The organism is Dokdonia sp. 4H-3-7-5 (assembly GCF_000212355.1).
GTDB lineage: Bacteria > Bacteroidota > Bacteroidia > Flavobacteriales > Flavobacteriaceae > Dokdonia.
In genome coordinates this window covers 3,206,674-3,229,123 of record NC_015496.1, presented here as the reverse complement: position 1 = coordinate 3,229,123, position 22,450 = coordinate 3,206,674, and the positions used below count along the sequence as shown (strand labels likewise).

At 37.5% G+C, this 22,450-nt stretch carries 18 protein-coding genes; 8 read left to right on the top strand and 10 right to left on the bottom strand.

Features of this window, described 5'->3' with window-relative positions:
• Positions 1 to 4: 4 nt before the first annotated feature.
• The 3 genes from pfkA to KRODI_RS14255 all read left to right on the top strand — a co-directional run bounded on the left by pfkA (position 5) and on the right by KRODI_RS14255 (position 3,009).
• On the top strand, positions 5 to 991 hold the full coding sequence (gene pfkA / locus KRODI_RS14265; protein WP_013752329.1) for a 6-phosphofructokinase: 987 nt from the start codon (positions 5 to 7) through the stop codon (positions 989 to 991).
• 16 nt (positions 992 to 1,007) lie between these two features.
• Positions 1,008 to 2,009: a type I glyceraldehyde-3-phosphate dehydrogenase gene (gene gap / locus KRODI_RS14260; protein WP_013752328.1), complete on the top strand. Its 1,002-nt coding sequence runs from the start codon at positions 1,008 to 1,010 to the stop codon at positions 2,007 to 2,009.
• 133 nt (positions 2,010 to 2,142) lie between these two features.
• Positions 2,143 to 3,009: a hypothetical protein gene (locus KRODI_RS14255; protein ID WP_013752327.1), complete on the top strand. Its 867-nt coding sequence runs from the start codon at positions 2,143 to 2,145 to the stop codon at positions 3,007 to 3,009.
• Between the two features lie 25 nt (positions 3,010 to 3,034).
• Here the strand turns inward: KRODI_RS14255 and KRODI_RS14250 are convergent, their stop codons facing one another.
• The 3 genes from KRODI_RS14250 to KRODI_RS14240 are packed head-to-tail and all read right to left on the bottom strand — an operon-like array spanning position 3,035 to position 5,732.
• Positions 3,035 to 3,460 carry a hypothetical protein gene (locus KRODI_RS14250; protein ID WP_013752326.1) on the bottom strand — a complete coding sequence of 142 codons (426 nt, stop codon included), beginning with the start codon at positions 3,458 to 3,460 and terminating at the stop codon, positions 3,035 to 3,037.
• A 40-nt stretch (positions 3,461 to 3,500) separates the two neighbouring features.
• Complete coding sequence (locus tag KRODI_RS14245; protein WP_013752325.1) at positions 3,501 to 4,640, bottom strand: GNAT family N-acetyltransferase; 1,140 nt, start codon at positions 4,638 to 4,640, stop codon at positions 3,501 to 3,503.
• A gap of 18 nt (positions 4,641 to 4,658) precedes the next feature.
• Positions 4,659 to 5,732: a transporter gene (locus tag KRODI_RS14240; protein ID WP_013752324.1), complete on the bottom strand. Its 1,074-nt coding sequence runs from the start codon at positions 5,730 to 5,732 to the stop codon at positions 4,659 to 4,661.
• 30 nt (positions 5,733 to 5,762) lie between these two features.
• Between KRODI_RS14240 and KRODI_RS14235 the strand changes: the two genes are divergently transcribed.
• From KRODI_RS14235 to KRODI_RS14225, 3 genes are all read left to right on the top strand, one after another.
• Complete coding sequence (locus KRODI_RS14235; RefSeq protein ID WP_013752323.1) at positions 5,763 to 6,032, top strand: hypothetical protein; 270 nt, start codon at positions 5,763 to 5,765, stop codon at positions 6,030 to 6,032.
• A gap of 89 nt (positions 6,033 to 6,121) precedes the next feature.
• The gene (locus KRODI_RS14230; protein WP_041295956.1) at positions 6,122 to 7,684 is read left to right on the top strand and encodes an NAD(P)/FAD-dependent oxidoreductase; all 1,563 of its coding nucleotides are present in this window, start codon (positions 6,122 to 6,124) and stop codon (positions 7,682 to 7,684) included.
• 96 nt (positions 7,685 to 7,780) lie between these two features.
• A complete protein-coding gene (locus KRODI_RS14225; protein ID WP_013752321.1) occupies positions 7,781 to 8,647 on the top strand; it encodes a hydroxymethylglutaryl-CoA lyase in 867 nt (288 codons plus the stop codon).
• Between the two features lie 53 nt (positions 8,648 to 8,700).
• Here KRODI_RS14225 and KRODI_RS14220 read toward each other — a convergent pair whose 3' ends face one another.
• The 7 genes from KRODI_RS14220 to KRODI_RS14190 all read right to left on the bottom strand — a co-directional run bounded on the left by KRODI_RS14220 (position 8,701) and on the right by KRODI_RS14190 (position 18,266).
• Positions 8,701 to 10,878, bottom strand: coding sequence for a B12-binding domain-containing radical SAM protein (locus KRODI_RS14220; RefSeq protein ID WP_013752320.1), 2,178 nt, complete (start codon positions 10,876 to 10,878; stop codon positions 8,701 to 8,703).
• Between the two features lie 90 nt (positions 10,879 to 10,968).
• Positions 10,969 to 11,442, bottom strand: coding sequence for a nuclear transport factor 2 family protein (locus KRODI_RS14215; protein WP_013752319.1), 474 nt, complete (start codon positions 11,440 to 11,442; stop codon positions 10,969 to 10,971).
• Positions 11,443 to 11,447: 5 nt separating this feature from the next.
• Positions 11,448 to 12,338 (bottom strand): dienelactone hydrolase family protein, encoded by an 891-nt coding sequence (locus KRODI_RS14210; protein ID WP_013752318.1) that lies wholly within the window; start codon positions 12,336 to 12,338, stop codon positions 11,448 to 11,450.
• An 81-nt stretch (positions 12,339 to 12,419) separates the two neighbouring features.
• Entirely contained in the window at positions 12,420 to 13,970 is a 1,551-nt protein-coding gene (locus tag KRODI_RS14205) for a M20/M25/M40 family metallo-hydrolase (protein WP_013752317.1), read from the bottom strand.
• A gap of 118 nt (positions 13,971 to 14,088) precedes the next feature.
• Positions 14,089 to 15,825, bottom strand: a complete 1,737-nt coding sequence (locus KRODI_RS14200; RefSeq protein WP_013752316.1) for an alpha-amylase family glycosyl hydrolase — start codon at positions 15,823 to 15,825, stop codon at positions 14,089 to 14,091.
• A gap of 78 nt (positions 15,826 to 15,903) precedes the next feature.
• Complete coding sequence (locus tag KRODI_RS14195; protein ID WP_013752315.1) at positions 15,904 to 16,860, bottom strand: tRNA dihydrouridine synthase; 957 nt, start codon at positions 16,858 to 16,860, stop codon at positions 15,904 to 15,906.
• 137 nt (positions 16,861 to 16,997) lie between these two features.
• A complete protein-coding gene (locus KRODI_RS14190) occupies positions 16,998 to 18,266 on the bottom strand; it encodes an MFS transporter (protein ID WP_013752314.1) in 1,269 nt (422 codons plus the stop codon).
• Between the two features lie 338 nt (positions 18,267 to 18,604).
• Between KRODI_RS14190 and KRODI_RS14185 the strand changes: the two genes are divergently transcribed.
• Both KRODI_RS14185 and KRODI_RS14180 read left to right on the top strand, forming a co-directional pair.
• Positions 18,605 to 19,000 carry a (deoxy)nucleoside triphosphate pyrophosphohydrolase gene (locus KRODI_RS14185; protein WP_013752313.1) on the top strand — a complete coding sequence of 132 codons (396 nt, stop codon included), beginning with the start codon at positions 18,605 to 18,607 and terminating at the stop codon, positions 18,998 to 19,000.
• On the top strand, positions 18,993 to 22,424 hold the full coding sequence (locus KRODI_RS14180; RefSeq protein WP_013752312.1) for a DUF3427 domain-containing protein: 3,432 nt from the start codon (positions 18,993 to 18,995) through the stop codon (positions 22,422 to 22,424). The genes KRODI_RS14185 and KRODI_RS14180 overlap by 8 nt, the downstream gene beginning before the upstream one ends.
• Positions 22,425 to 22,450 lie beyond the last annotated feature (26 nt).

Below are 22,450 nucleotides of genomic sequence, written 5' to 3'. Positions count from 1 at the left end.
TTATATGACAAAAAAAATAAACAAAATCGCAGTGATGACCTCTGGAGGAGATGCTCCAGGGATGAATGCTGCTGTGCGTTCTGTAGTGCGTACTTGTGCCTACCATAATATAGATTGTGTTGGTATCTACAGAGGTTATGATGGAATGATTGAAGGTGACTTTATTCCTCTCGATGCAAGAAGCGTACGGGGGATTATTAATAAAGGAGGAACTTTTTTAAAGTCTGCAAGATGTCAACGCTTCAGGACAGAAGATGGAAGGCAGATTGCACACAACGAGATGGTAAAAGCCGGTATAGATGCACTTGTTGTTATAGGCGGTGATGGAACGTTTACTGGAGCACTTCACTTTAGCGAAGAGTTTGATTTTCCCGTAATAGGAATCCCAGGTACTATAGATAATGATATATCTGGTACAGATCGTACCCTTGGATATGATACGGCACTTAATACAGCAGTAGAGGCGATTGACAAAATACGTGATACTGCACACTCACACGACAGACTTTTCTTTGTAGAGGTAATGGGTCGTGATGTAGGCCATATTGCTCTTAACGCAGGAGTAGGGGCAGGAGCAGAAGAAATTTTAATCCCAGAAGAAAACATGGGGATAGAAAGGCTGGTAGAGTCTTTACAACGTTCTAAAATATCAGGAAAATCCTCAAGTATTGTTGTTGTAGCCGAAGGTGATAAAATAGGAAAGTCTGTTTTTGAACTAAAAGACTATGTAGACGAGAATATGGAGGGATATGATGTACGAGTATCTGTACTAGGTCATATGCAGCGTGGAGGCTCTCCTACGTGTTATGATCGTGTTCTTGCAAGTAGAATGGGAGTAAAGGCTGTAGAGTCACTTCTAGAGGGTAAAAGTAATTTTATGGTGGGTACTATTCATGATATGATGGAGCTTACACCACTAGATGAAGCAATAAAAGGTAAAAGTAAAATTAATAAGGAATTAATCCGTGTGTCAGAGATAATGACCACATAATTGTAAATAAGATAAGATGGCAAACTTGAAATTAGGAATAAACGGTTTTGGACGAATAGGACGTATTGTTTTCAGAGCAACTGTAAAGCGAGATAATGTAGATGTGGTTGCAATAAATGACCTTCTAGATGTAGAGCACCTTGCATATCTTTTAAAGTATGATTCTGTGCACGGTCGTTTTGATGGAACCATTGATGTAAAAGATGGAAACCTAGTGGTAAATGGTAAAACAATACGTATTACTGCAGAGCGTGATCCTAAAAACCTTAAGTGGGATGAAGTGGATACAGATGTTGTAGCAGAGTGTACAGGTATTTTTACTACACTTGATACTGCAGATTATCATATTCAAGCAGGAGCAAAAAAGGTAGTGATATCTGCACCTTCTAAAGATGCACCTATGTTTGTAATGGGTGTAAACGACGAGAAATTAACAGCAGATCATAAGATTGTTTCTAACGCGTCTTGTACAACTAACTGTCTTGCACCACTTGCAAAAGTAGTAGAGGATAATTGGGGTCTTGAAGAAGGTCTTATGACTACAATCCACGCAACTACAGCGACACAACTTACAGTAGATGGTCCTTCTAAAAAGGATTACCGTGGAGGTCGTAGTGCACTTGTAAATATTGTGCCAGCTTCTACAGGAGCAGCAAAAGCAGTAGGAAAAGTATTTCCTGCGGTAGATGGTAAACTTACTGGTATGGCGTTTAGAGTTCCTACAGTAGATGTATCTGTAGTAGATCTTACAGTACGTACTAAAAAGGAAACTAGTCTAGAAGAAATTAAAGCTGCTTTCAAAAAAGCATCTGAAGGTTCAATGAAAGGAATCTTAGGATATACAGAAGAAGGAGTTGTATCTCAAGATTTTGTAAGTGATGATCGCACAAGTATTTTTGATGCAGACGCTTCTATTGAGCTTAACTCAAAATTCTTTAAGCTAGTATCATGGTATGATAACGAGTTTGGTTACTCAAACAAACTAGTAGACCTAGCAGAAAAGATTAACGGCCTATAATACCGTTATTTATAATCTAGTAGCTATTGATGTGCAATACTTCAATAGCTATTAGAATTATTTATCATACAACTATATATGCGCTCTCGTAGCGCATTATTTTCTCTTTATACACAATCTTACACACTTCTATATGATCTTAGTAGTAGATAGCGGATCCACAAAAACAGATTGGATCGCACTTTCTGATGATGGTAAACACCTCTTCCAGACTCAAACATTGGGCTTAAATCCGCAGGTATTATCACAAGAAATTTTACGTGAACGCATCGTAAATAATTTTGAGCTATATAAGGATCGAAAAAAAGTAAAAGGACTTTACTTTTATGGAGCAGGTTGTGGAACTACAAAACCTCGCGAACTTATAAGAGAGGTATTTGATGAGATATTTAAGGAGGCAGATGAGATTGTAATTAAGGAAGATACATATGCTGCACTATATGCAACTGCTACAGAAGGTGAGAAGAGCGTCGTTTGTATACTAGGTACTGGTTCCAACTGTAGTTATTTTGATGGTAATGATATCATTCAAAAAGTAGTGTCACTGGGTTATGTATTAATGGATGACGCTAGTGGTAATTACTATGGAGCAGAACTTATAAGAGACTATAAGTTTGGAAAAATGCCTAAATATTTATCAGAGAAGTTTGAGACAGAATATGACCTTACCTCAGAAAATATTAAAAATCATTTATATAAAAACCCTAACCCTAATACATATCTAGCAACTTTTGCTCGTTTTCTTATTGAAAATAAGGACGAGGATTATTGCCAAGGTGTAATAATGAGAGGACTTTCTCTCTTTATAGAGCATCAAGTAGTGCTTCAATTTCCAGATGCTAAGGAAATACCAATTCACTTTGTAGGCTCTATAGGTTTCTATTTACAAGCAGAATTAAAAGAAGTGCTTAAAGGTTTTGGATTAACACCTGGTAAAATTTTAAAAAGACCTATTGATGGCTTAGTTGCTCATCATAAGCAGCACATTTTAGAAGCTTAACCGTTTGTAGCAATGTCTTAGATTATTAAGCTAGATAGTACTTAAATAGGCTTAGCAACATGATCAAAACCCAAAGTATTACTCGTATCCAATTATGATGTACAAGCTTTTGTAGGTCCTTATTGGTATGTTTACTTTTTCCAATCCGATTGTGAATAGGTACGAACAAGACTGCCGTAGATATCCACGTAGCAGTGACTAGTAACAAATACATACTCCCAAATAAAAATTCTTGATGTGCTATTAATGCGTAGATAGCCATTCCAAGTTGTGCAAGCATTAATGGACCTACAATAACCGCTATGGCACCTGTATACTTCTGATGCCAGCTTAGTAAATCTTCAGTCTTGTAATACAGAAAACTAGGATAAATGGTGAGTTGTACCATAAGGATCAACACCACGAGCCCAAAATCAATAAGAAGTTGAAAAAGGCTTAAAGCATCTATCATGATAGTTGGTTTTTGCTTTTAAAATTTTTTAGCGTAGTTGCTAGAAGTCCTTTCTATAGGTTCTTCTACGTTTATGGAGAATATGTTCATAGTTTTTCCACAGCTGCTGTATGGCTTTGTTTTCTTCTAGCTCAGGGTTAGTCTCAACTTGAGTAATCCCTCGCTTATTAAAAAGCTCTTGCATTTTTTGAAAGATTACCGCAGTAACTCCTTTGTTTTGATATTCTGGATCAATACCTATGAGATAGAACGCAGCAGTGTCATTTCGCTTTTTCGCTTTAAGCAAGTGATAAAAACCAAAAGGGAATAAACTTCCATTCGCTTTTTTGAGTGCTTCATTAAATGAAGGCATAGTAATAGCAAATGCAACTAGTTTTCCATCTTTATCTTGGACACATTTAATAAAATCTGGATGTATGTACTTGATGTACTTTTCCTTATAATGATCAATCTGGTACTGCTGTATAGGTACAAACGTACTTAGCTTGTCATAAGTTTTGTTAAGCAAACCAAACATCTCATTTACATAAGGTTTTACATCTGCAGAGGTTTTAAACTCTAGCGGACTAAGCTCATATCTTTTTGCAATGATATCTGCAAACTTCTTAACCTTTGGATTCTGTGCTTCTGGCGGATCAATTTGTATTTTAAATTCTACCCATTCGGCAGCTTTTTCAAATCCTAATTGCTCAAAATGGTCTTTATAATATGGGAAATTATACCAAGTTATCATGGTATTCATATACTCATAACCTTCTATAAGTAATCCTGCTTTTTCCATATTAGAAAATCCTACTGGACCTTCTATAAACTCCAGATTATTCTCTTTTCCTATTTCGGTAACCTTAGCAAGCAGTGCCTTGGTTACTTCGATATCATCAATAGCGTCAAACCAACCGAAACGCATTTTTGGCTTTCCTTGTTCTTTAATTTCTATATCATTTATAATGGCACAGATTCTTCCTACTATTTCTTCTTTTCCATTTTTCGCTTTCGCGAAAGCGAGAAAATAACGAGCAGTAGCATTTTTAAATACAGGATTTTTTGCTGGATCCATACTATCTAGCTCATCTGCCACGATAGGAGGTACCCATTTAGGTTCGTTTTTATATAGGGAAAATGGGAACTTAACAAATTGTTTAAGTTCTCTAGGGGTAATCATTTCCTTAAGGGTAATCATCGATTGCATTTAGGGGAGTTAGTTTGTATCGTTGCTTTGACCATCAGGATCTACAGCATCTTTACGTTTCTTTTTATTTATGCGTTTTGCTTGTCTCTTAGAGGAACTATTCTTGTCATCTGCCGCATTTTTATCTTCTATAATTTCGTCTTTCTCATGTAGGTCTAGTCGGTATGAAACACCTGCCGAAACATTCCACCTAGACGGTGTATCCTTGAAGTTTACAAGACCACCTAAATCAACCTGAAGATTCTTTGTGATTAAATATGCACCACCAGCTCTTACTATATAGTCTGCATATAAATCGCCACTTATAAGTTGGTACTCAGCAAACCCAGCAAACTTCTCATTGAAGGAGTGCGTAAGCGTAGTAATCCAAGAGTTAGTAGGAAATTCTGTCCCTACTCTGTCTAAAATGATATTATTTACCCATACCCAACGACCCCAGTTGTGCTGTAATAGTAAAGCAATATTAGGACTAATCCCGTCTTCGCGTACGGTGTTAAATTGGCTATTTGTAAAGTCAAAAACACCGGCGGCATAAACACTTACTGCTGGAATTAATGTTTTCCACTTGAAGCGGTTATTAGCATGATAGCTGTATAGATTTACCTCGTCTTGAGCGTATTTGTTAGGATCATATACTAAATATTTTGCTCCTATTTGTACCGTTTCAAGTCCAGATATAGGGTCTAATGGAGCAGATCCAGAAGTAAAGGAAACCTCGTTACGTTGATAACGCATAAGTCCATTTAGTTCTAGATTTTCAAAAAACAAACCATATCTTAAATTAAGATTATAGCCTATTATATCTGTATCTGTTTGTAATAAGGAGTGGGTGTCGTTACCTATATCAAAACCTGTCTCTACTTGTAAAACTCGAGTGCCTACACTAAAAGCACCTTGGGATTCTCCAGGTCTGTTTGAATTAATTGTCTCAGTATATTGAGCAGTAGCTGTAGCCACGAGTGCTAAGTATATAAAGACTGAGGTTAAAAAACGCAACGTATGCATAGGTTTGTAGGTTAGTATATCAAATATAGGAGAATTTATCTTTTTTTTAAGCTTATACGGGCTATTGTTGCGATTCATAATTACTAATTTTGTCTAAAAGCTATATTTATGCTCTTAGTTGCAGAAATTCCTAGTTTCCTAAAAACATTAGCCATCATATTGATGGTTTATTTTGGGTTGCGATTCTTAGGTAAATTACTTTGGCCTTATTTCGTAAAATACATTACTAAAAAAGCGGGACAGAAAATGGAAAACGCTTTTAAAGGTTTCCAGCAGCAAGCACAACAAACACAAAGACCTACAGCTCAAACTAAAGATGTGCCTAAAAAAGCGTCAAAAGTGGTGGGAGAATATGTGGACTACGAGGAAATTGACTAATCTTCTTTTTGTTTACGATTCCTGAAAATTACATTCCAATTTTTAAATTCTAGTTCGGTTTCAAGATGGTAAGGACTTATCTTCGCGCTATGTCTACACTTGTTCAAATAAACGTACTCCCACACCAAGCAGAAGATGATGATTACATCGCAGAAGTTGCCTTTAAAAAAGCCCGACTAAGAGCAGATGATGTAAGAGAATGGGATATACGCAAGCGATCTATAGATGCTCGCAAATCACCAGTGAAAGTCTCACTACAAATTGAATTTTGGAAAAATGGAGAAGAGCGTCCCCAGATTCCTCCTTTTGTACCCCAAGATGTTTCAAATGCAAAGGAAATTGCAATTATAGGTGCTGGTCCCGCAGGATTATATGCTGCGCTACGTGCCGTAGAAGGTGGATTAAAACCTATCGTATTTGAGCGAGGAAAAGATGTACGTGCACGAAGACGCGATCTAGCAGCTATCAATAAGGAACATATTGTAAATCCAGACTCCAACTATTGTTTTGGAGAAGGAGGAGCAGGAACATATTCTGACGGGAAGTTATACACGCGTTCAAAAAAACGTGGTAATGTACTTAAAGCACTAGAGTGGTTTGTACATTTTGGCGCTGTAGAAGACATCTTAGTAGATGCGCATCCTCATATAGGTACTAATAAATTGCCTAAAATCATTACTGCGATGCGTGAAGCCATCATCCAGTATGGTGGAGAGGTGAGATTTGATACAAAACTTACAGATCTCAAAATAGAAGATAGTGCCATTACAGCCATACAAGTGAATGATACCGATTGGCTTGATTTTGATAACGTGATACTTGCGACTGGTCATTCTGCACGAGATATATTTTACTTACTTCATAAACGTAACATTAAGATAGAGGCAAAGCCTTTTGCGATAGGCGTGCGTATTGAGCATCAGCAAGAATTAATAGATGACATACAATACCATTCAGATGGTGATAATCCGTATTTACCACCAGCTTCTTATAGTCTGGTACAGCAGGTGGACGGACTAGGAGTGTATTCTTTTTGTATGTGTCCAGGTGGGATTATAGCTCCTTGTGCTACAGATCAAGAAGAGATTGTAACCAACGGATGGAGCCCATCTAAGCGTGATAACCCTTATGCAAACTCGGGAATTGTGGTAAGTGTTACCCCAGAAGATTTGCCTAATTACAAAAAGGGAGATCCTTTTGTGTGTTTAGACTTTCAAAAGTCGGTAGAGCGTGCATGTTGGGAAGCGGCAGGAAAAACACAAGCTGCTCCTGCACAACGTATGCGTGATTTTATAGATGGTCGTGTGTCAAAAGACTTTCCTAAAACCTCCTACCAACCAGGAATTGTAGCAGTAGATCTGAATAAAGTGCTTCCAGATTTAATTGCAAAACGATTAAAGAAAGCGTTCTTAGGTTTTGGAAGAAAAATGAAAGGCTACCTCACTAATGATGCAGTCATACACGCTCCTGAGAGTCGTACATCATCTCCTGTTTCTATTCCTCGTGATTGGGATACTCTTGAACACGTAGAGATTAAAGGATTATATCCTTGTGGTGAAGGTGCTGGATATGCTGGAGGGATTATATCTGCTGCGATAGACGGTATAAACTGTGTAGATAAAATTGTCGCAAAACAAGAAGCTCAGCAGTAAGCTATTCAAAATCTTGTTGACAAGTAAATTATAAAATCATCACTTAATTGTCAGTTCTAGTTGTGATACAACAATTGAAACTGCTATTTTTACGTAGTGAATGAGAATGTAAAAATTATTGAGTGTCCTCGTGACGCGATGCAAGGTATAAAAGACTGGATTCCTACAGAGTCTAAGGTTCAATATATACAATCATTATTACGCTGTGGTTTTGACACCATAGACGTAGGTAGTTTTGTGTCGCCAAAGGCGATACCTCAAATGCAGGACTCTGCAGAGGTTTTACATAGCCTTGATCTATCAAAGACAGATAGTAAATTACTTTCTATTGTAGCAAACTTGCGTGGTGCGCAAGATGCGGTACAGCATGAAATGGTAGATTATCTAGGTTATCCATTTTCTATCTCAGAGAACTTCCAGATGCGTAACACGCATAAAACAATCGCACAATCTGTAGACTTACTTAAAGATATTATAGAGCTCGCTTCTTCTAAGGATAAAGAGCTCGTCGTTTATATTTCTATGGGATTTGGTAATCCTTATGGAGATCCATGGAATGTGGATATCGTAGGGGAGTGGGCAGAAAAGCTCAGCAGTATGGGAGTAAAAATACTTTCCTTATCAGATACCGTAGGTACCTCAGATGCAGAGACGATTGATTATCTTTTTTCTAATCTTATTAAGCGTTACCCAGAAGTGGAGTTTGGCGCGCATTTACACACAACGCCAACAACCTGGCATGAGAAGGTAGATGCCGCTTACAAAGCTGGTTGTCGCAGATTTGATGGTGCAATTCAAGGTTTTGGAGGTTGCCCTATGGCAGCAGATGATCTTACGGGTAACATGCCCACAGAGAAACTCGTTTCTTATTTTGCCTCGGTAAAGGCAAATGATAATGTGAATGCAATGAGTTTTGAAAGTAGCTACAACGAAGCTTTAAAAATCTTTCAGAAATATCACTAGGAGTATTTTTCTTATTACGCTTTCGCGAAAGCGTACCTCAATAATCTATTATTTTATATAACCAGCAGTCCTGCTTCTCGCAGACTTAGCATCGCTTTAGAATACCAGAATAACTCAAAATTTTCTTGCGTTTCCTCATATGAAGTCTTGAGTGTTGCGTAAGTCGGTAACTTATCTTGATGTGGGCTCGCGATTTCTAACATATCAATTAGCCAAAGTGCATCCTGAGTATCTACCGTAATTTGAGTAGTTCCTGTTTGATCGTGAAACGTAAGCTCTGTGAGTTCGCGTTTTTTCTTTTTAAATGTTCTCTGCGTGGGAGCAAAACCAAGCCACAGTATTCTAGAGGTAGATTTTGTGCTTAACTGTAATTCGTCTTGAAGACTATCTTCTATCACATGTGGATGAATTGTTGTGCGAGGAACATCAAAGTCAAACCACTCTTGTAATCCTTCATCAAACCCAATTCCGTGCATGTAGTTGAATAGGGACTTCTTAAGTCCGTAGCTGAATTTGCTATGGTCTATACCTGTTTTATCACTAAAGTCTACGTCATTATTTGCAAAGGTAATCTCATTGTAATGTGGAGTTACCCCGTAGCTCTCAGGGTCTTTACCTACAGGGCTGTGTGTGGTAAGCGCAAATTGATGCCAGAAGCCAGATTGTATAATGCCAAGTTCAAAAAGCTGGCGTACCATCTCAAGACTATCTATTGTTTCTTGCTCGGTTTGAGTAGGATATCCATACATCAAGTAGGAGTGCACCATAATATCTGCCTCCGTGAAGTTGAGTGTGACTTGAGCAACTTGTGCAATGGTTACCCCTTTATCAATAAGGTTCAATAGTCTATCTGAAGCGACTTCCAGTCCGCCAGAAACGGCGATACAACCAGATGCTTTAAGGAGTCTACATAAATCTTTAGTGAAGTTCTTTTCAAACCTAATATTTGTCCACCAGGTGACCACCAGTTCACGTTTGATTATTTCTAGCGCAAGGGCTTTCATTAATGCTGGTGGTGCGGCTTCATCCACAAAGTGGAAACCAGTTTCTCCTGTTTGTGCTACAAGCGCTTCCATACGATCTACAAGAATACTAGCAGCGATGGGTTCGTAAATTTTTATATAATCTAACGAAATATCACAAAAGGTACATTTACCCCAATAGCAACCATGCGCCATGGTTAGTTTGTTCCAGCGACCATCACTCCACAAGCTGTGCATAGGGTTTGCAATCTCAATCACAGAGACATACTGATCAAGCAATAAATCTGAATAGTCGGGAGTGCCGAGATATGCTTGTTTATAATCTTGACGGAGCGTGTTATTCTTGTAAACAACTTCACTATTTTCTAGTATAAATGTGCGCTTATAGGTAGGGTTTTCAACGTTTTGCACAACATCTTCTACAAGAAGTTCTACTGGAAGTTCGCCATCATCTAGCGTGATATAATCTATAAATTCAAAGACTCTTGTGTCTGTTAATTCTCGTAACTCTGTATTAGGGAAACCACCTCCCATAGCCACTTTAACTGTTGGATAGTGTTCTTTAATCCACTGCCCACATCTAAAGGCGCTGTATAGATTTCCCGGAAATGGAACCGACAGTAATACTAGTTTTGGTACGCTTTCGCGAAAGCGTGCTTCTAAAATCTCTATAGTAATCTCATCTACAATAGTAAAGTCATCTTGTAGCGAGGTATATAACTCATCAAAAGAGTTTGCACTCTGACCCAAACGCTCAGCATAGCGACTAAATCCAAAATTAGGATCAATGCATTCTACAATAAAGTCCGATAAATCTTCTAGAAAGAGTGTGGCAAGGTGTTTTGCTTTGTCTTGCATTCCCATCTCACCAAAAGCCCACTCCATATCATCTAGCTGATCAAAACGAGAAGCGCGTGGTAAGAAGTTGCCCGTGCATACTTGCCTAGCGATGGTTTGGTTATTCCCTTGTAAGAATGAAATCACGTCATCAAGTAGCTTTACATAGGTATCTCGCATTGCATAGATTCGCCTGCAATTATCTGAAACAATCGTGTCATGCTCGTGAGCAATCTCAAAAAGCCTTGTAAACTTCTTTGCCGAAAATAGTTGCAAAATTACCTCTATACCTAGATCCATCTGGAATGATGAGATATTCTTAGTATTTAAAAACCCTTTAATGTATGCCGTAGCTGGATAAGGGGTATTGAGTTGCGTAAATGGCGGAGTGATGAGTAAAATATCTTTCAAAAAGAATGCTTTTTCTAACAGGGCATAAAGATACTTGAATTAGTCCACACTATTGATATGGGTAACGTGACACTTTAAAAGGAAGCCGACTTATTGCGGATTTTTCTCCATGTAGTTTTTGAGCATCCCGTTGGTCTTTTTTTGAATTGAGTTGCGCATAAATCCTGACCATCCTAATAAAGCTCCTGGCAACCCAAGTGCTTGTTTGGTCCAGCTATACATATCAAAAGTGTCGTGATGTTCTATGATTTTGCCATCCTTAAATGTAAAATTTGCAGTCACATGATTTACAACGGGGCGTTTTTTTGGTCCGTATGGATAGCGGGCCGTCCACTGCGCGCTTCCAGTGGAGGCTGTGGTTTCAATGTTACTATAGCTCACTTTATTGGCTCCTTTACCACGCTCGATAAGCATGTGCCACATGGCTTTTGCTTCTTTGCCATGTAAGGTTCCAAACGCAGAATCAGAAAAAATAATGTCATCATGATAGCAATCAGTCATTCCTGCTGCATCTCCGTTAGTAAACGCCTTGTAAAATGTTTCAATAAGAGTATTGTGGTTCATAAAGACTAGGCCTTGAGATATGTATTAAAAAATGCTATCGTTCTATCCCAAGCGAGCGTAGCGGCTTTCTCGTCAAATCGCGGAGTCGTGTTATTATGAAATCCATGATTGACACCTTCATAAAAGTGAGCCGTATGCGGAATATTATTTGCAGTAAGCACTTTTTCAAAAGCGGGCCATCCGGCATTTACGCGCTCGTCGAGTCCTCCGTATTGTAGTAGGAGCGGAGCTTTGATTTCGGCGGCTTGCTCATCATCTGGTTGTCTTCCATAGAACGGAACAGCTCCTGCAAGATCAGGTAATAAAACTGCCATCATATTTGAAACCCATCCTCCAAAACAAAAACCTACAACAGCAACTTTGCCATTACAGTCTTCATGATTCTTAAGATAGTGATAGGCAGCTATAAAATCTTCTAGCATTTCTAGACGATCTCGCTTGCGTTGCATCGCTCTACCATCATCATCATTACCAGGATACCCACCCAGCGGACTTAAAGCATCTGGTGCTAGGGATAAGAACCCAGCTTTAGCAGTACGTCTTCCTACATCTTCTATGTACGGATTGAGTCCTCTGTTTTCATGTACCACAATGACTCCAGGCAATTTGCCTGTTGCATTTGCAGGTTTTGAGTATAATCCTTTAATGCTACCGCCACCTTTGGGAGAATCGTACTGAATGTAGTCGCTATCTATAGTAGGATCATCTTGCGCTACGGTTTGCGTTGTTTCATAATCTGGTGTCATAAAACTAAGCAGTGCTGGTAGCGTTATCGCGCCTACAGCAAATACAGATAAACGTTCGATAAAGATTCTTCGGTCTATTTTATTATGAGCGTAGTCGTCATAAAGATCAAAAACTCCTTGAGCAATATCTTCTTTTCTTAATGGTTTCATAGGCTTTTGTCTTTTTAATATTAAACGCTTATTTCAAAAAAAGATGGGTACACTTTCGCGAAAGCGTACCCATTATTCTAATTAGTCCATTCCACCTTTACGAGTAGGAGATCTTGGAGTAGGCCATTCTCTAGGCTCTCCAGAACGACGATCGATAGGTAATACTGCTCGCTCACGAGATGTAAACTCTGGATCTTCACTAGCCATATACGTTAATATTGCTGTAAGAATTACGTTGTTACGTATATCGTCAAAAACAATTTTATCATAGGTGTCACGGTTGGTGTGCCATGTGTAGTTCCAGTAAGACCAGTTAAGGCTGCTTAGGCTAAATCCTGGTGCACCAGCTGCTTGAAAGGAAGCATAATCAGATCCTCCACGTGCAGGAGCTCCTGGAAATGTAGTCTCAATCTCATCTGTAATTTCGTTTGGCACCGCATTGAGCCACCTGTTTAAATAGTCGTAACTTCTTAAAAAACCGCCACCATTAAGGCGTACTACACGTCCAGTACCGTTGTCTTGGTTAAAAGATGCCTGCACCTTTGCTACAATCTCTGGATGATCTTCTACAAATGCTCTTGAGCCGTTAAGACCTTGCTCTTCACTTCCCCAGTGACCTACAAGAATAGTGCGCTTTGGGTTTGGATAAATTTTCTTTAAAATACGCATAGCTTCCATCATAACTAGCGTCCCAGTACCGTTGTCTGTTGCACCTGTACCGCCATCCCAAGAATCAAAATGCGCCGAAAGTATCACATATTCCTCTGGCTTTTCGGTCCCTTTAATTTCAGCTATAGTGTTAAAAGTAGGTACCGCTCCAAGTTCTTTTGAAATGGCTGTGATGTTGATTTTTGGTGTATGTCCAGACTCAGCAAGTCGGTATAGCATTCCATAATCTTCTAATTCTAAATCTACTGTTGGGATTTTCTTCGTGCGTGCGCTAAAGATTTTATTCACACCAAAACCTCTTGACCAGTTTGAAGTAACAATCCCAACAGCTCCAGCATTTTCTAATGCTTCTGGCAATCCTCTGTTTGTAAATCCTGTGCGCTGTATGTTATCATTCCATAGGTTAGAAAGTGAGTCGCGTTGTCTTTTCATTTTGGCAAAAGACTTTTCGGTTGCAAACTCTTCCCAGTTGTAATCTGGTCGTCCCGTGATTTGTGGCATGGAAAGGAGTACAATTTTTCCTTTTACATTTTTAAGCCATTTTTCAAAATCCTTAGCATCTTTTACAGTAGGTAAAGTGATTACCTCTGCAGTAACTCCTTCTTTTGAGGTACTAGGATTCCATGCGAGTTGTGTACCGCGCAAACTTTGTACACGTGGTTCCAGCATGTCTATGTGTGAGATACCACGTTCCCAGCCACGCCATTCTCCATATTGTTCATTTCTTGCTTCAATTCCCCAAGATTTATATTGCGCTACTGCCCAGTCATTGGCAGCTTGCATTTGCGGAGTTCCTACAAGTCTAGGTCCTAGTACGTCTGTAATTTCATGAGCTAGTGTTTCTAGCTGTGAGTTGGTGGTGGCTTCTTTAATAAGCGCCTGAACGGTTGGGTTGTCCTTTTGGGCAAATAGCGAAGTACTTAGTACAAGACCTAGCGCTAGTGTGCTGTATTTTAATTTCATTTGGATTGGTTTTTAAGATGGTAAAAGTTACGAATGCATTTTAAATTATGAGCAACATCATTCACAATAAAGTAATTACACGCTTGTTAATTAAAATTATGCGGAGTTTTATGATCAATTAGCTATTAGCAATGACCGTTTCTTCACCATTTGTAACATGAGTGACCGTAAATGAGTAGTCAGTGAGATTTGCTTTTAAGGTGGCTGTATCCTCGTCCTGTTTCCAACTAATTTCCAGCTGACTAACATCTTCAATTTCTATGGTCATTGTACCAGAAAAAGCAGCAGCTGTGTTACGTAAACGTAGTAATTCTAGTTGTTTTAAGACCACAGGTTTTTCTAGTCCGCGCTCAATATCTTCTTGTGTTAAGGTAGTGCGGTTAATTTCTTTATGACCTCCGGTTCCAGCAGCGTCTGCCGCCTCATAATCATTCTTTCCTGCAAAAAGGTCTAAGTACCAAACCTGCGGGATTCCAGGCATAAATACTTGTAGTGCACGAGCAAGCAAGAGCTTGCGGTCATCTTCGCCTAAGGCGCTGTAAAACGTAGCGTTTACTTGATAGTATGAGATTTTGTTTCCTTCGGGATCATAGATATTCTTGACACGCCCACCACGACTCAAAATCGTTTCAATGATATGTTCAATTTCGGTGTCTTTGAGGAGTCCTGGATGGTTATTTCCTTGCGCATCTGTAATTCCTTTAAGGTCGAGCACGGGAATCCCATCGTGACAGCCTAGCATATTTACGGTTTTGTAACCTTTGGCAATGACTTCTTTTGCCCATGACAAAAGAGCGCTAGCACTTCCAGTTTCAATGGTGTGAATAACAAGTCCAGGGAAAAAGAAATCATAGATTTGATATCCTTCAGAAGCAACTTCGTCGTGTAGGCCTAATCCATATTCTGAGTGAATCTCAGGAAGTAAGGTAAGATCATATTTTTTAGCAATCTGGTTGATACGCTCTAGATATGTCCACGTACCTGGTTTGTTGAAAAAGTTAGTTTCGCCCACTTCTTTATGCAAATAAGCAAAGGCATCAAGGCGCAAAATTTTACACCCAAAATCGGCTACTTTTTTTAGTGTCTCATCATAAAAATCCCACACCATTTCCGAGTTTCCATTCACATCCATTTGCCCTAGATAAGAACGTTGTTGCTCTACAATCTTTACAAGCTTTGAGATGTGAGGTGTTACGCTTTCGCGAAAGCGTACTTCAGAAATATCATACCCACTAGCAATCGCATTATTTACAAGTGCTACGGTATCCTTTTTATCCTCGGTTGCTAGTTCGTTTAAAGTTTCTAAATCCTCAATGGTTATTTCATGATATGTAATTTGCTGATAAAATGTGTTCCAGTATGGTCGTTCTGTGCCATCGGGAAATAATACTTTAAGCACAGGTAGACCTGGCTTGCGCATAAATAATTTGTTGAGATATTCCTTTTTGGGAACTGCTACGCCGTTGTTGTAAGAAGCTGTATTGCCCTCCCAAAAGGCATTCCAGTCAATAAAAAAGTCTTTGTATGGTGATGCATCACCCTTTTCTAAAATATCCTTAAACTGTGGTGAGCCTACAGAAAGGTGATTAAGCACAATGTCAAACTTAAGCATAACATCTAGCTTTTTAAGCGCATCGAGATCCTCTTGCGAGACAAGCTCCGTATTGATGTTATAATCAACAATAGAAAAACCGCGGTCTAGATCACTGTTAAAAAAAGTAGGTAGTACATAAAACAATGAGAAGACATCCTTAAGTTCTGGACGCTGCAATAAGGTAACGGTATCGCGTAACTTTTTACCTATGCTATCTGGATAAGCATTAAACATTACTCCGTTGGGAATCTTAGACTTCATAAACACGAATTAATTATGAAATCTAAAAATAACAAAATACTTAGAAGAAAACGCGGCTATGAACTTCTTATATGAAAATTACTGCGCTCTGCGTTGTGCAGCGATAATTTCGCCCACAGCCTGTTTATATTTTACGGGATTTCCTGCTTTTTTGATAGCCTTATACACTTTTAGCGGATTGTGAGTAGACTGAGAGAAAAACTCCCAGAATCCTAGCATTTTCATTTTGATGGGTGTAGGGCCAGACAATGCTGCATCGTATTGCTCATAAATTGTATCATGAAAAGCTCTAAAGGTTTCCCATCTATTTGCAGGATACTCCGTCGTATCTGCTTTAATCATGCTTGGCAAAAACGGATCTGCAATGAGACCTCTACCTATCATAAAATGCTTGATAGAAGGGAAGCGCTCGCGCATTTTTCTAAACTGCTCAACACTTGTAATATCACCGTTGTAGTACAAGGTATGTTTTGCCACGTCTATACATTTCTGAAACCCTTCTAGATCAACACCGCCTTTATAGAGCTGTTTACCAAGCCTAGCATGAATAGCCACATTTTTGAGCGGATATTTATCTAGCACCTTAAAAGATTCTAAAATTTCATTTGGGCTCTCATAACCTAGACGCATTTTCATAGAGATGGTCACACTAGACTCGCTATGTGCACGATCAAGAATGTGATTAATTTTTTCTGTGTTACAGATAAGCCCAGAACCCATTCCGCTTTTTGTAACCATCGGGTAGGGGCAACCTAAGTTCCAGTTGAGCTCTGTGTAGCCCAGTGACTCAATATATTTAATTACAAACATAAACTCATCTGCACTTGCCGTCATCACTTGTGGGATTACCTCAAGCGTCGTATTTACTGCAGGATCAAGGTCGCGTTGATACGAACCTTTTATCGCCATCTTCCCGTTAAGACGTATGTAAGGCGCATAGTAGGTATCTATACCACCAAAAAATTGCTGTTGCGCATTACGGAATCTAAAGTCTGTAAAGCCTTGTAGTGGAGAGGAAAGAAGGGTATAGGGCATTGTTTGTATTTGGCTGCAAAGATAAATTTAAAAAGGATGGTATAACTTATGTTTTTACGCTTTCGCGAAATGAATTCGGGACAAGTTGCGCGAAATGAAATCGGGACGAGTTGACCGAAAGCTTATTTTTTTAAAGACTAGGCTTTATCATTACGAAGCGAAAATCGATAAAACAGTACAGAAGCACCCAACCCAACTGCCGAAAACGCAGCGAGTAACCAAAAAACAGCCTCGTGACCCGCACGACCAGGCATCCCGTCTAAAAAGTAGCCAATCATAGGTCCTGCAAAAATATCTGGTGTGTAGCCTATAAATGAAATAACGCCCACAGCAGTACCCGTTAGATACAACGGAATATTTCCTTCCTTCATCACTGCAAAGTACAGTACCCGCGCAGCATACACACCTACGGCTGTGATAATGATAGAGAGAAAGAATAGTAGCGTAGTTCCTTCATGAAGCACTCCCGAAGCAAATAATATGGCGCCAAGAACAGACAGCACAAAACCTATCATCAAGTATACAGACGCTCTAGATCTATCTGCTAGAAAACCAATTACCACGCCTACTACGGGACGAATAAAGAGTAAGAAAGTACCCGTTTTGGCAGCGTCCACCTCATTGTATCCCATGACTACATTTGCGTATAGCGAGAAGATATCTGTGATTTTGTAGCCCACATAGGCACATAAAATAATAATCATTAATAAGGGAACAGAGGGAAGTTTGAGTACCGTTTTTATGGTGTTCAAAGTAATTTTTTCCTTGTTTATTTCCTCAGCTGCTACATCACTTTTAAGAAAGAAAAACACAAGAACTCCAATAATTGCTACAATGGCAGAAGAATAATAGATGACAGAAGTAAATGCCTCCGCTTGCTGTTCTGGTGATAGCTCGCTTCCATTTTCCGGAGCAAACAACGAAAAAATAAGCACACCCAATGCTCCAAATAACGCACCTACAAGGCCGCGACCACCATCTAGAAAGCCGAAGGCTTTCCCTTGGCTTTTCTCACCACCCCAAACACGCGTAGCTTTAATCATCGCTGCCCAAAACAAGAAAATAGTCGTAAAGCCCCAAAAGCCATACAGCACTTGCAAAGTAACTAGCGAGGGATTATTGGCATATACCAGTCCGCCCAGGGCGGTGAGTACAAGCGCCACCCCCATTAACTTACGAGGAGGAAACTTATCTGCCAGCGGACCACCAAAAAGATAAGATACCAGCGCCACCAGACCATAAATAGAAAAGCAAAAACCAAGCTCTGTGTTGTTTATTTCAAATACATCAAGCACCGTCGCCCTAAAAACCCTAGCCAGTACAAACGGCAATATAAAAACCGCCTCTCCCGCTAGTATGAGCAATAGGATGTAGGTGATGGAATGTTTTTGCGGTTTGGCGTCCATAGGTTGAGTGGTGGTGGTGTTTTACTCAAAGATATGGTTTTGGTGGGGATGGGGTGGGAGGTTGGCAAATTAGATTTTTTATTGAATTTCACATATCAATTAATAAACAAGTCTTTTATTCAGGGGAATATTAAATAAGTTGGATAATTTAATTTTTGAAATTGATATTTGTTAAGGTTTTAGGAACTAAATATGTTGTAGGATTATTAATTTATTATACCTGATTATTTCTATATAATTAACCTCGTCTTTAGTAAATTGTTCGAGAATTAAAATAATGAAAATTTCAGATTTTGGTTATTTCAATTCTTTTGATTAATACAAATTCAAGATTATAAATGAAAAAAATAGAAGTTGTCGCTGCTATAATTAAGTATGGCGAGGAAATTCTTTGTTTACAACGTCCTAAAAATAAACTAACTTATATTTCTGAAAAATTTGAATTTCCAGGAGGAAAAATAGAATTTGGAGAAACGAATATTGAAGCTTTGAAAAGAGAGCTTATAGAAGAATTAGAAATTGAACCTTCCATCGGAGACTTATTTTTAACTATCAATCACCAATATCCAGATTTTGAAATAAAAATGCACAGTTACATTTGTAAAGTCCAAACCAAGGAAATTAGTTTAAAAGAGCACATTTCAGCTGAATGGTTAATTCTTGATAAATTAAATTCATTGGATTGGGCAGCAGCAGATATCCCGATAGTGCAAAAACTTATAATGAATGACTAAATTTAAAATAGAAGATTTTAAAAACAGTATTCACACTGGCTTTATTGATAAAAAATCAAAATCTGAATTACTTTATCAACCAGAATTATTAGTTAATCGGAAGAATCCAAGAACCAAGGTTTTAACTTCTATAACCTCTGAACTAGAGAGGTGTGAATCTTTTTTTATTTCAGTAGCTTTTGTAACTACTGGTGGTGTCGCGTCTTTAATGAATAGTTTAATCTATGCTGAAGAAAAAGGGATACAGGGGAAAGTTATAGTGTCTCAATATTTAAATTTTACTCAACCCGAGGCTTTAAGAAAGCTTTTGAAATTTAAAAATATTGAGCTGAGAATTTCAACTCATGGTAATTCGCATTCTAAGGGGTATCTTTTTAAAACAATAGATTATTATAACTTAATTATAGGTAGTAGTAATTTAACAGATACCGCGTTATCAAAAAATAAAGAATGGAATCTTAAGGTCTCGGCATTACATTCTAGTGATATTGTAGATAAAGTTATTGGAGAATTTGAATCGGATTTCGACAATGGTGAATTAGTTACAGAAAAGTTCATCGAAAAGTATTCTGAAATATATAACGCACAGAAATTATTAAATTTTAAAACTTCATCTGTACAAACATTAGAAGAAATCAAACCTAATTCCATGCAAATGGAAGCTTTATATAACTTATCTAATCTTCGAAATCGACAAGAAACTAAAGCGTTATTAATATCTGCAACCGGCACAGGTAAAACTTACTTATCAGCTTTTGACTCAAAGCAATTTAATCCTAAAAGACTTTTGTTTGTCGTCCACAGACAAAATATTGCTAAAAAGGCAATGAAGACATTCAAATCTGTCTTTAAAAACTTTAAGAGCATGGGGCTTTATTCAGGAAATATTAAAGAACTCGATAAAGACTTCCTTTTTTCAACAGTACAAACAATTTCTAAACAATCAAATCTTGAACAGTTTGATAAGAATTATTTTGATTACATAGTAATTGATGAAAGTCATCGTTCCGGAGCAAATTCTTATTTGAGACTTATCGAATATTTTAATCCTAAGTTTTTACTGGGTATGACAGCTACTCCCGAACGCACCGATGGGAATGATATTTTTAGTCTTTTTAATCATAATATTGCCTATGAAATAAGATTGAATAGAGCAATGGAGGAAGAGATGTTAAGTCCATTTCATTACTATGGAGTAACTGACATAAATATTAATGGAAATGCGCTTGATGATAAAAGCGATTTTAATTTATTAACTGCGGATGAACGCGTTGATAAGATAGTTACTAATGCTAATTTATACGGAACTGATAATGGAGTAACAAGAGGATTAATCTTTTGCTCAAGAAAAGATGAAGCACAAGCTTTATCATTAAAGCTTAATCTTAAAGGTTTGAAGACTATCGCACTGACTGGTGACAATTCAGAAGAAGAAAGGGCTGAAGCAATTAGAAAATTAGAATCCGAAGATTTAAATGATAAGATTGAATACATTTTGACTGTAGATATCTTTAATGAAGGTATAGACATTCCAAGGGTCAATCAGATAATTATGATGAGGCCAACTAATTCTTCAATAATCTTTATTCAACAATTAGGAAGGGGATTAAGAAAAACAATAGGTAAGAGTTATGTTACAATAATTGACTTTATTGGTAATTACACTAACAATTATTTAATACCAATAGCTTTATATGGTGATACTTCTTATAACAAAGATTCAATAAGAAAATTATTATCTGATGGAAGTCGAATGATTCCTGGAACATCAACAATTAATTTTGATAGAATATCAAAAGAAAAAATTTTTAAATCAATTGATAATGCGAAATTAAAGCGCTTTACTGATTTACGAAATGATTATGATTTGTTGAAGTTTAGACTAGGTAGAGAACCATTTATGATGGACTTTGTTGAACAAAGTTCTAGAGACCCTTACTGGTTTGTTGATTATGCCAAATCCTATTATAATTTCGCGATTAAAGTGAACAAGGAATTAAAAGGAAGTATTTCGAGTAAAGCAGTGAAATTACTAGAATTATTTTCTAAAGAAATAAATAATGGAAAGCGGATAACTGAAAGTATACTTATACATGAGCTTATAAAATTCGGTTCCTTACAATTTGAAGAATTTCAAAAAATTATTAAAACTGGCTATGACTTTGAAATTGATGAGGAAACTATTATATCCACTATAGCTAATTTGAATTTTGAATTTGTCCGTGAAAAGAAGGACAAAAAATTAATTTCCGTTAGAGAAATATATAACTTAAATATCATTGACATAAAAAGCGGAGTAATAAGCATAGCTCCTGAATTTAGTGAAATGCTGGAGCAACAAGACTTTAGACAATATTTTCTCGACTCGGTTAAATACTCTATTGACACATTTAATAGAAACTTTAAAATTGAAGATTGGAGAAATGGCTTTATTCTGTATAAAAAGTATTCACGAAAAGATGTTTTTAGAATTCTCAATGTAAATGAAAATCCGGTACCTCAAAACGTTGGAGGATATCTCGTAAGCCCTAATGATGAACATTGTCCAATTTTTGTAAATTATCACAAGGAAGATAATATTTCTGAATCCACTAAGTATGAAGATGAATTCGTAAATAACAAAGAATTCAATTGGATGTCTAAATCTAATAGAAAATTAGAAAGTAAAGATGTTTTGTCAATATTAGGTAAGCGTGATAATAAGGAAATAAGATTACCACTTTTCATCAAAAAAAGCAATGATGAAAGTACCGAATTCTATTTTATGGGTGATGTCATGCCAATTCATGATTTGGTTGAACAAACGACAATGAAAAATGATAGTGGTAAGGATGTACCAGTAGTGAAAATTAGATTTGAATTAAAGGACTCTGTACCTGAAAACATCTACCGATATATAACTGAGAGCAATGTTTCAAACAATACTTCAACAAGCTCAGAAGCGGACAATGTGAAGCAAATAACTAACTACGAAGAAAATAAAAGTTCTATATATCAGATACCATTGTACAATTTTTATGCTGCAGCTGGTTCATTTAGTGAAATGCAATCAGAAAAGGAATACTCGATGTTTGAAACTAATGAGGAATATAGTGATGATTACTTTGCATGTACTGTTATTGGAGAATCTATGAATAGAAGAATTCCAAATGGTTCTATTTGTTTATTTAAAAAACCTTCGGCTGGCTCAAGGGATGGTAAAATCTTATTAATTGAGAATTTTGACTTACAGGACGCAGATACAAATTCAGCTTTTACAGTAAAAACATACAATAGTCAAAAAACAGTAACCGAAGAGGGGTGGGCTCATAAGTCAATTATTTTAAGTCCTAATTCTTACGATGACAGATTTTCTAATATTGTTATCGATGAAGATAATGGTGAAAACATGAATATTATAGGAGAGTTCATAAAGGTGCTATAATGCTCAAAATCTTAATTTAATGTTTC

Coding starts and splice junctions, on each gene's coding strand:
- pfkA (WP_013752329.1), top strand. CDS start 5: ATGACAAAAAAAATAAACAAAATCGCAGTGATGACCTCTGGAGGAGAT.
- gap (WP_013752328.1), top strand. CDS start 1,008: ATGGCAAACTTGAAATTAGGAATAAACGGTTTTGGACGAATAGGACGT.
- KRODI_RS14255 (WP_013752327.1), top strand. CDS start 2,143: ATGATCTTAGTAGTAGATAGCGGATCCACAAAAACAGATTGGATCGCA.
- KRODI_RS14250 (WP_013752326.1), bottom strand. CDS start 3,460: ATGATAGATGCTTTAAGCCTTTTTCAACTTCTTATTGATTTTGGGCTC.
- KRODI_RS14245 (WP_013752325.1), bottom strand. CDS start 4,640: ATGATTACCCTTAAGGAAATGATTACCCCTAGAGAACTTAAACAATTT.
- KRODI_RS14240 (WP_013752324.1), bottom strand. CDS start 5,732: ATGAATCGCAACAATAGCCCGTATAAGCTTAAAAAAAAGATAAATTCT.
- KRODI_RS14235 (WP_013752323.1), top strand. CDS start 5,763: ATGCTCTTAGTTGCAGAAATTCCTAGTTTCCTAAAAACATTAGCCATC.
- KRODI_RS14230 (WP_041295956.1), top strand. CDS start 6,122: ATGTCTACACTTGTTCAAATAAACGTACTCCCACACCAAGCAGAAGAT.
- KRODI_RS14215 (WP_013752319.1), bottom strand. CDS start 11,442: ATGAACCACAATACTCTTATTGAAACATTTTACAAGGCGTTTACTAAC.
- KRODI_RS14210 (WP_013752318.1), bottom strand. CDS start 12,338: ATGAAACCATTAAGAAAAGAAGATATTGCTCAAGGAGTTTTTGATCTT.
- KRODI_RS14205 (WP_013752317.1), bottom strand. CDS start 13,970: ATGAAATTAAAATACAGCACACTAGCGCTAGGTCTTGTACTAAGTACT.
- KRODI_RS14200 (WP_013752316.1), bottom strand. CDS start 15,825: ATGAAGTCTAAGATTCCCAACGGAGTAATGTTTAATGCTTATCCAGAT.
- KRODI_RS14195 (WP_013752315.1), bottom strand. CDS start 16,860: ATGCCCTATACCCTTCTTTCCTCTCCACTACAAGGCTTTACAGACTTT.
- KRODI_RS14190 (WP_013752314.1), bottom strand. CDS start 18,266: ATGGACGCCAAACCGCAAAAACATTCCATCACCTACATCCTATTGCTC.
- KRODI_RS14185 (WP_013752313.1), top strand. CDS start 18,605: ATGAAAAAAATAGAAGTTGTCGCTGCTATAATTAAGTATGGCGAGGAA.
- KRODI_RS14180 (WP_013752312.1), top strand. CDS start 18,993: ATGACTAAATTTAAAATAGAAGATTTTAAAAACAGTATTCACACTGGC.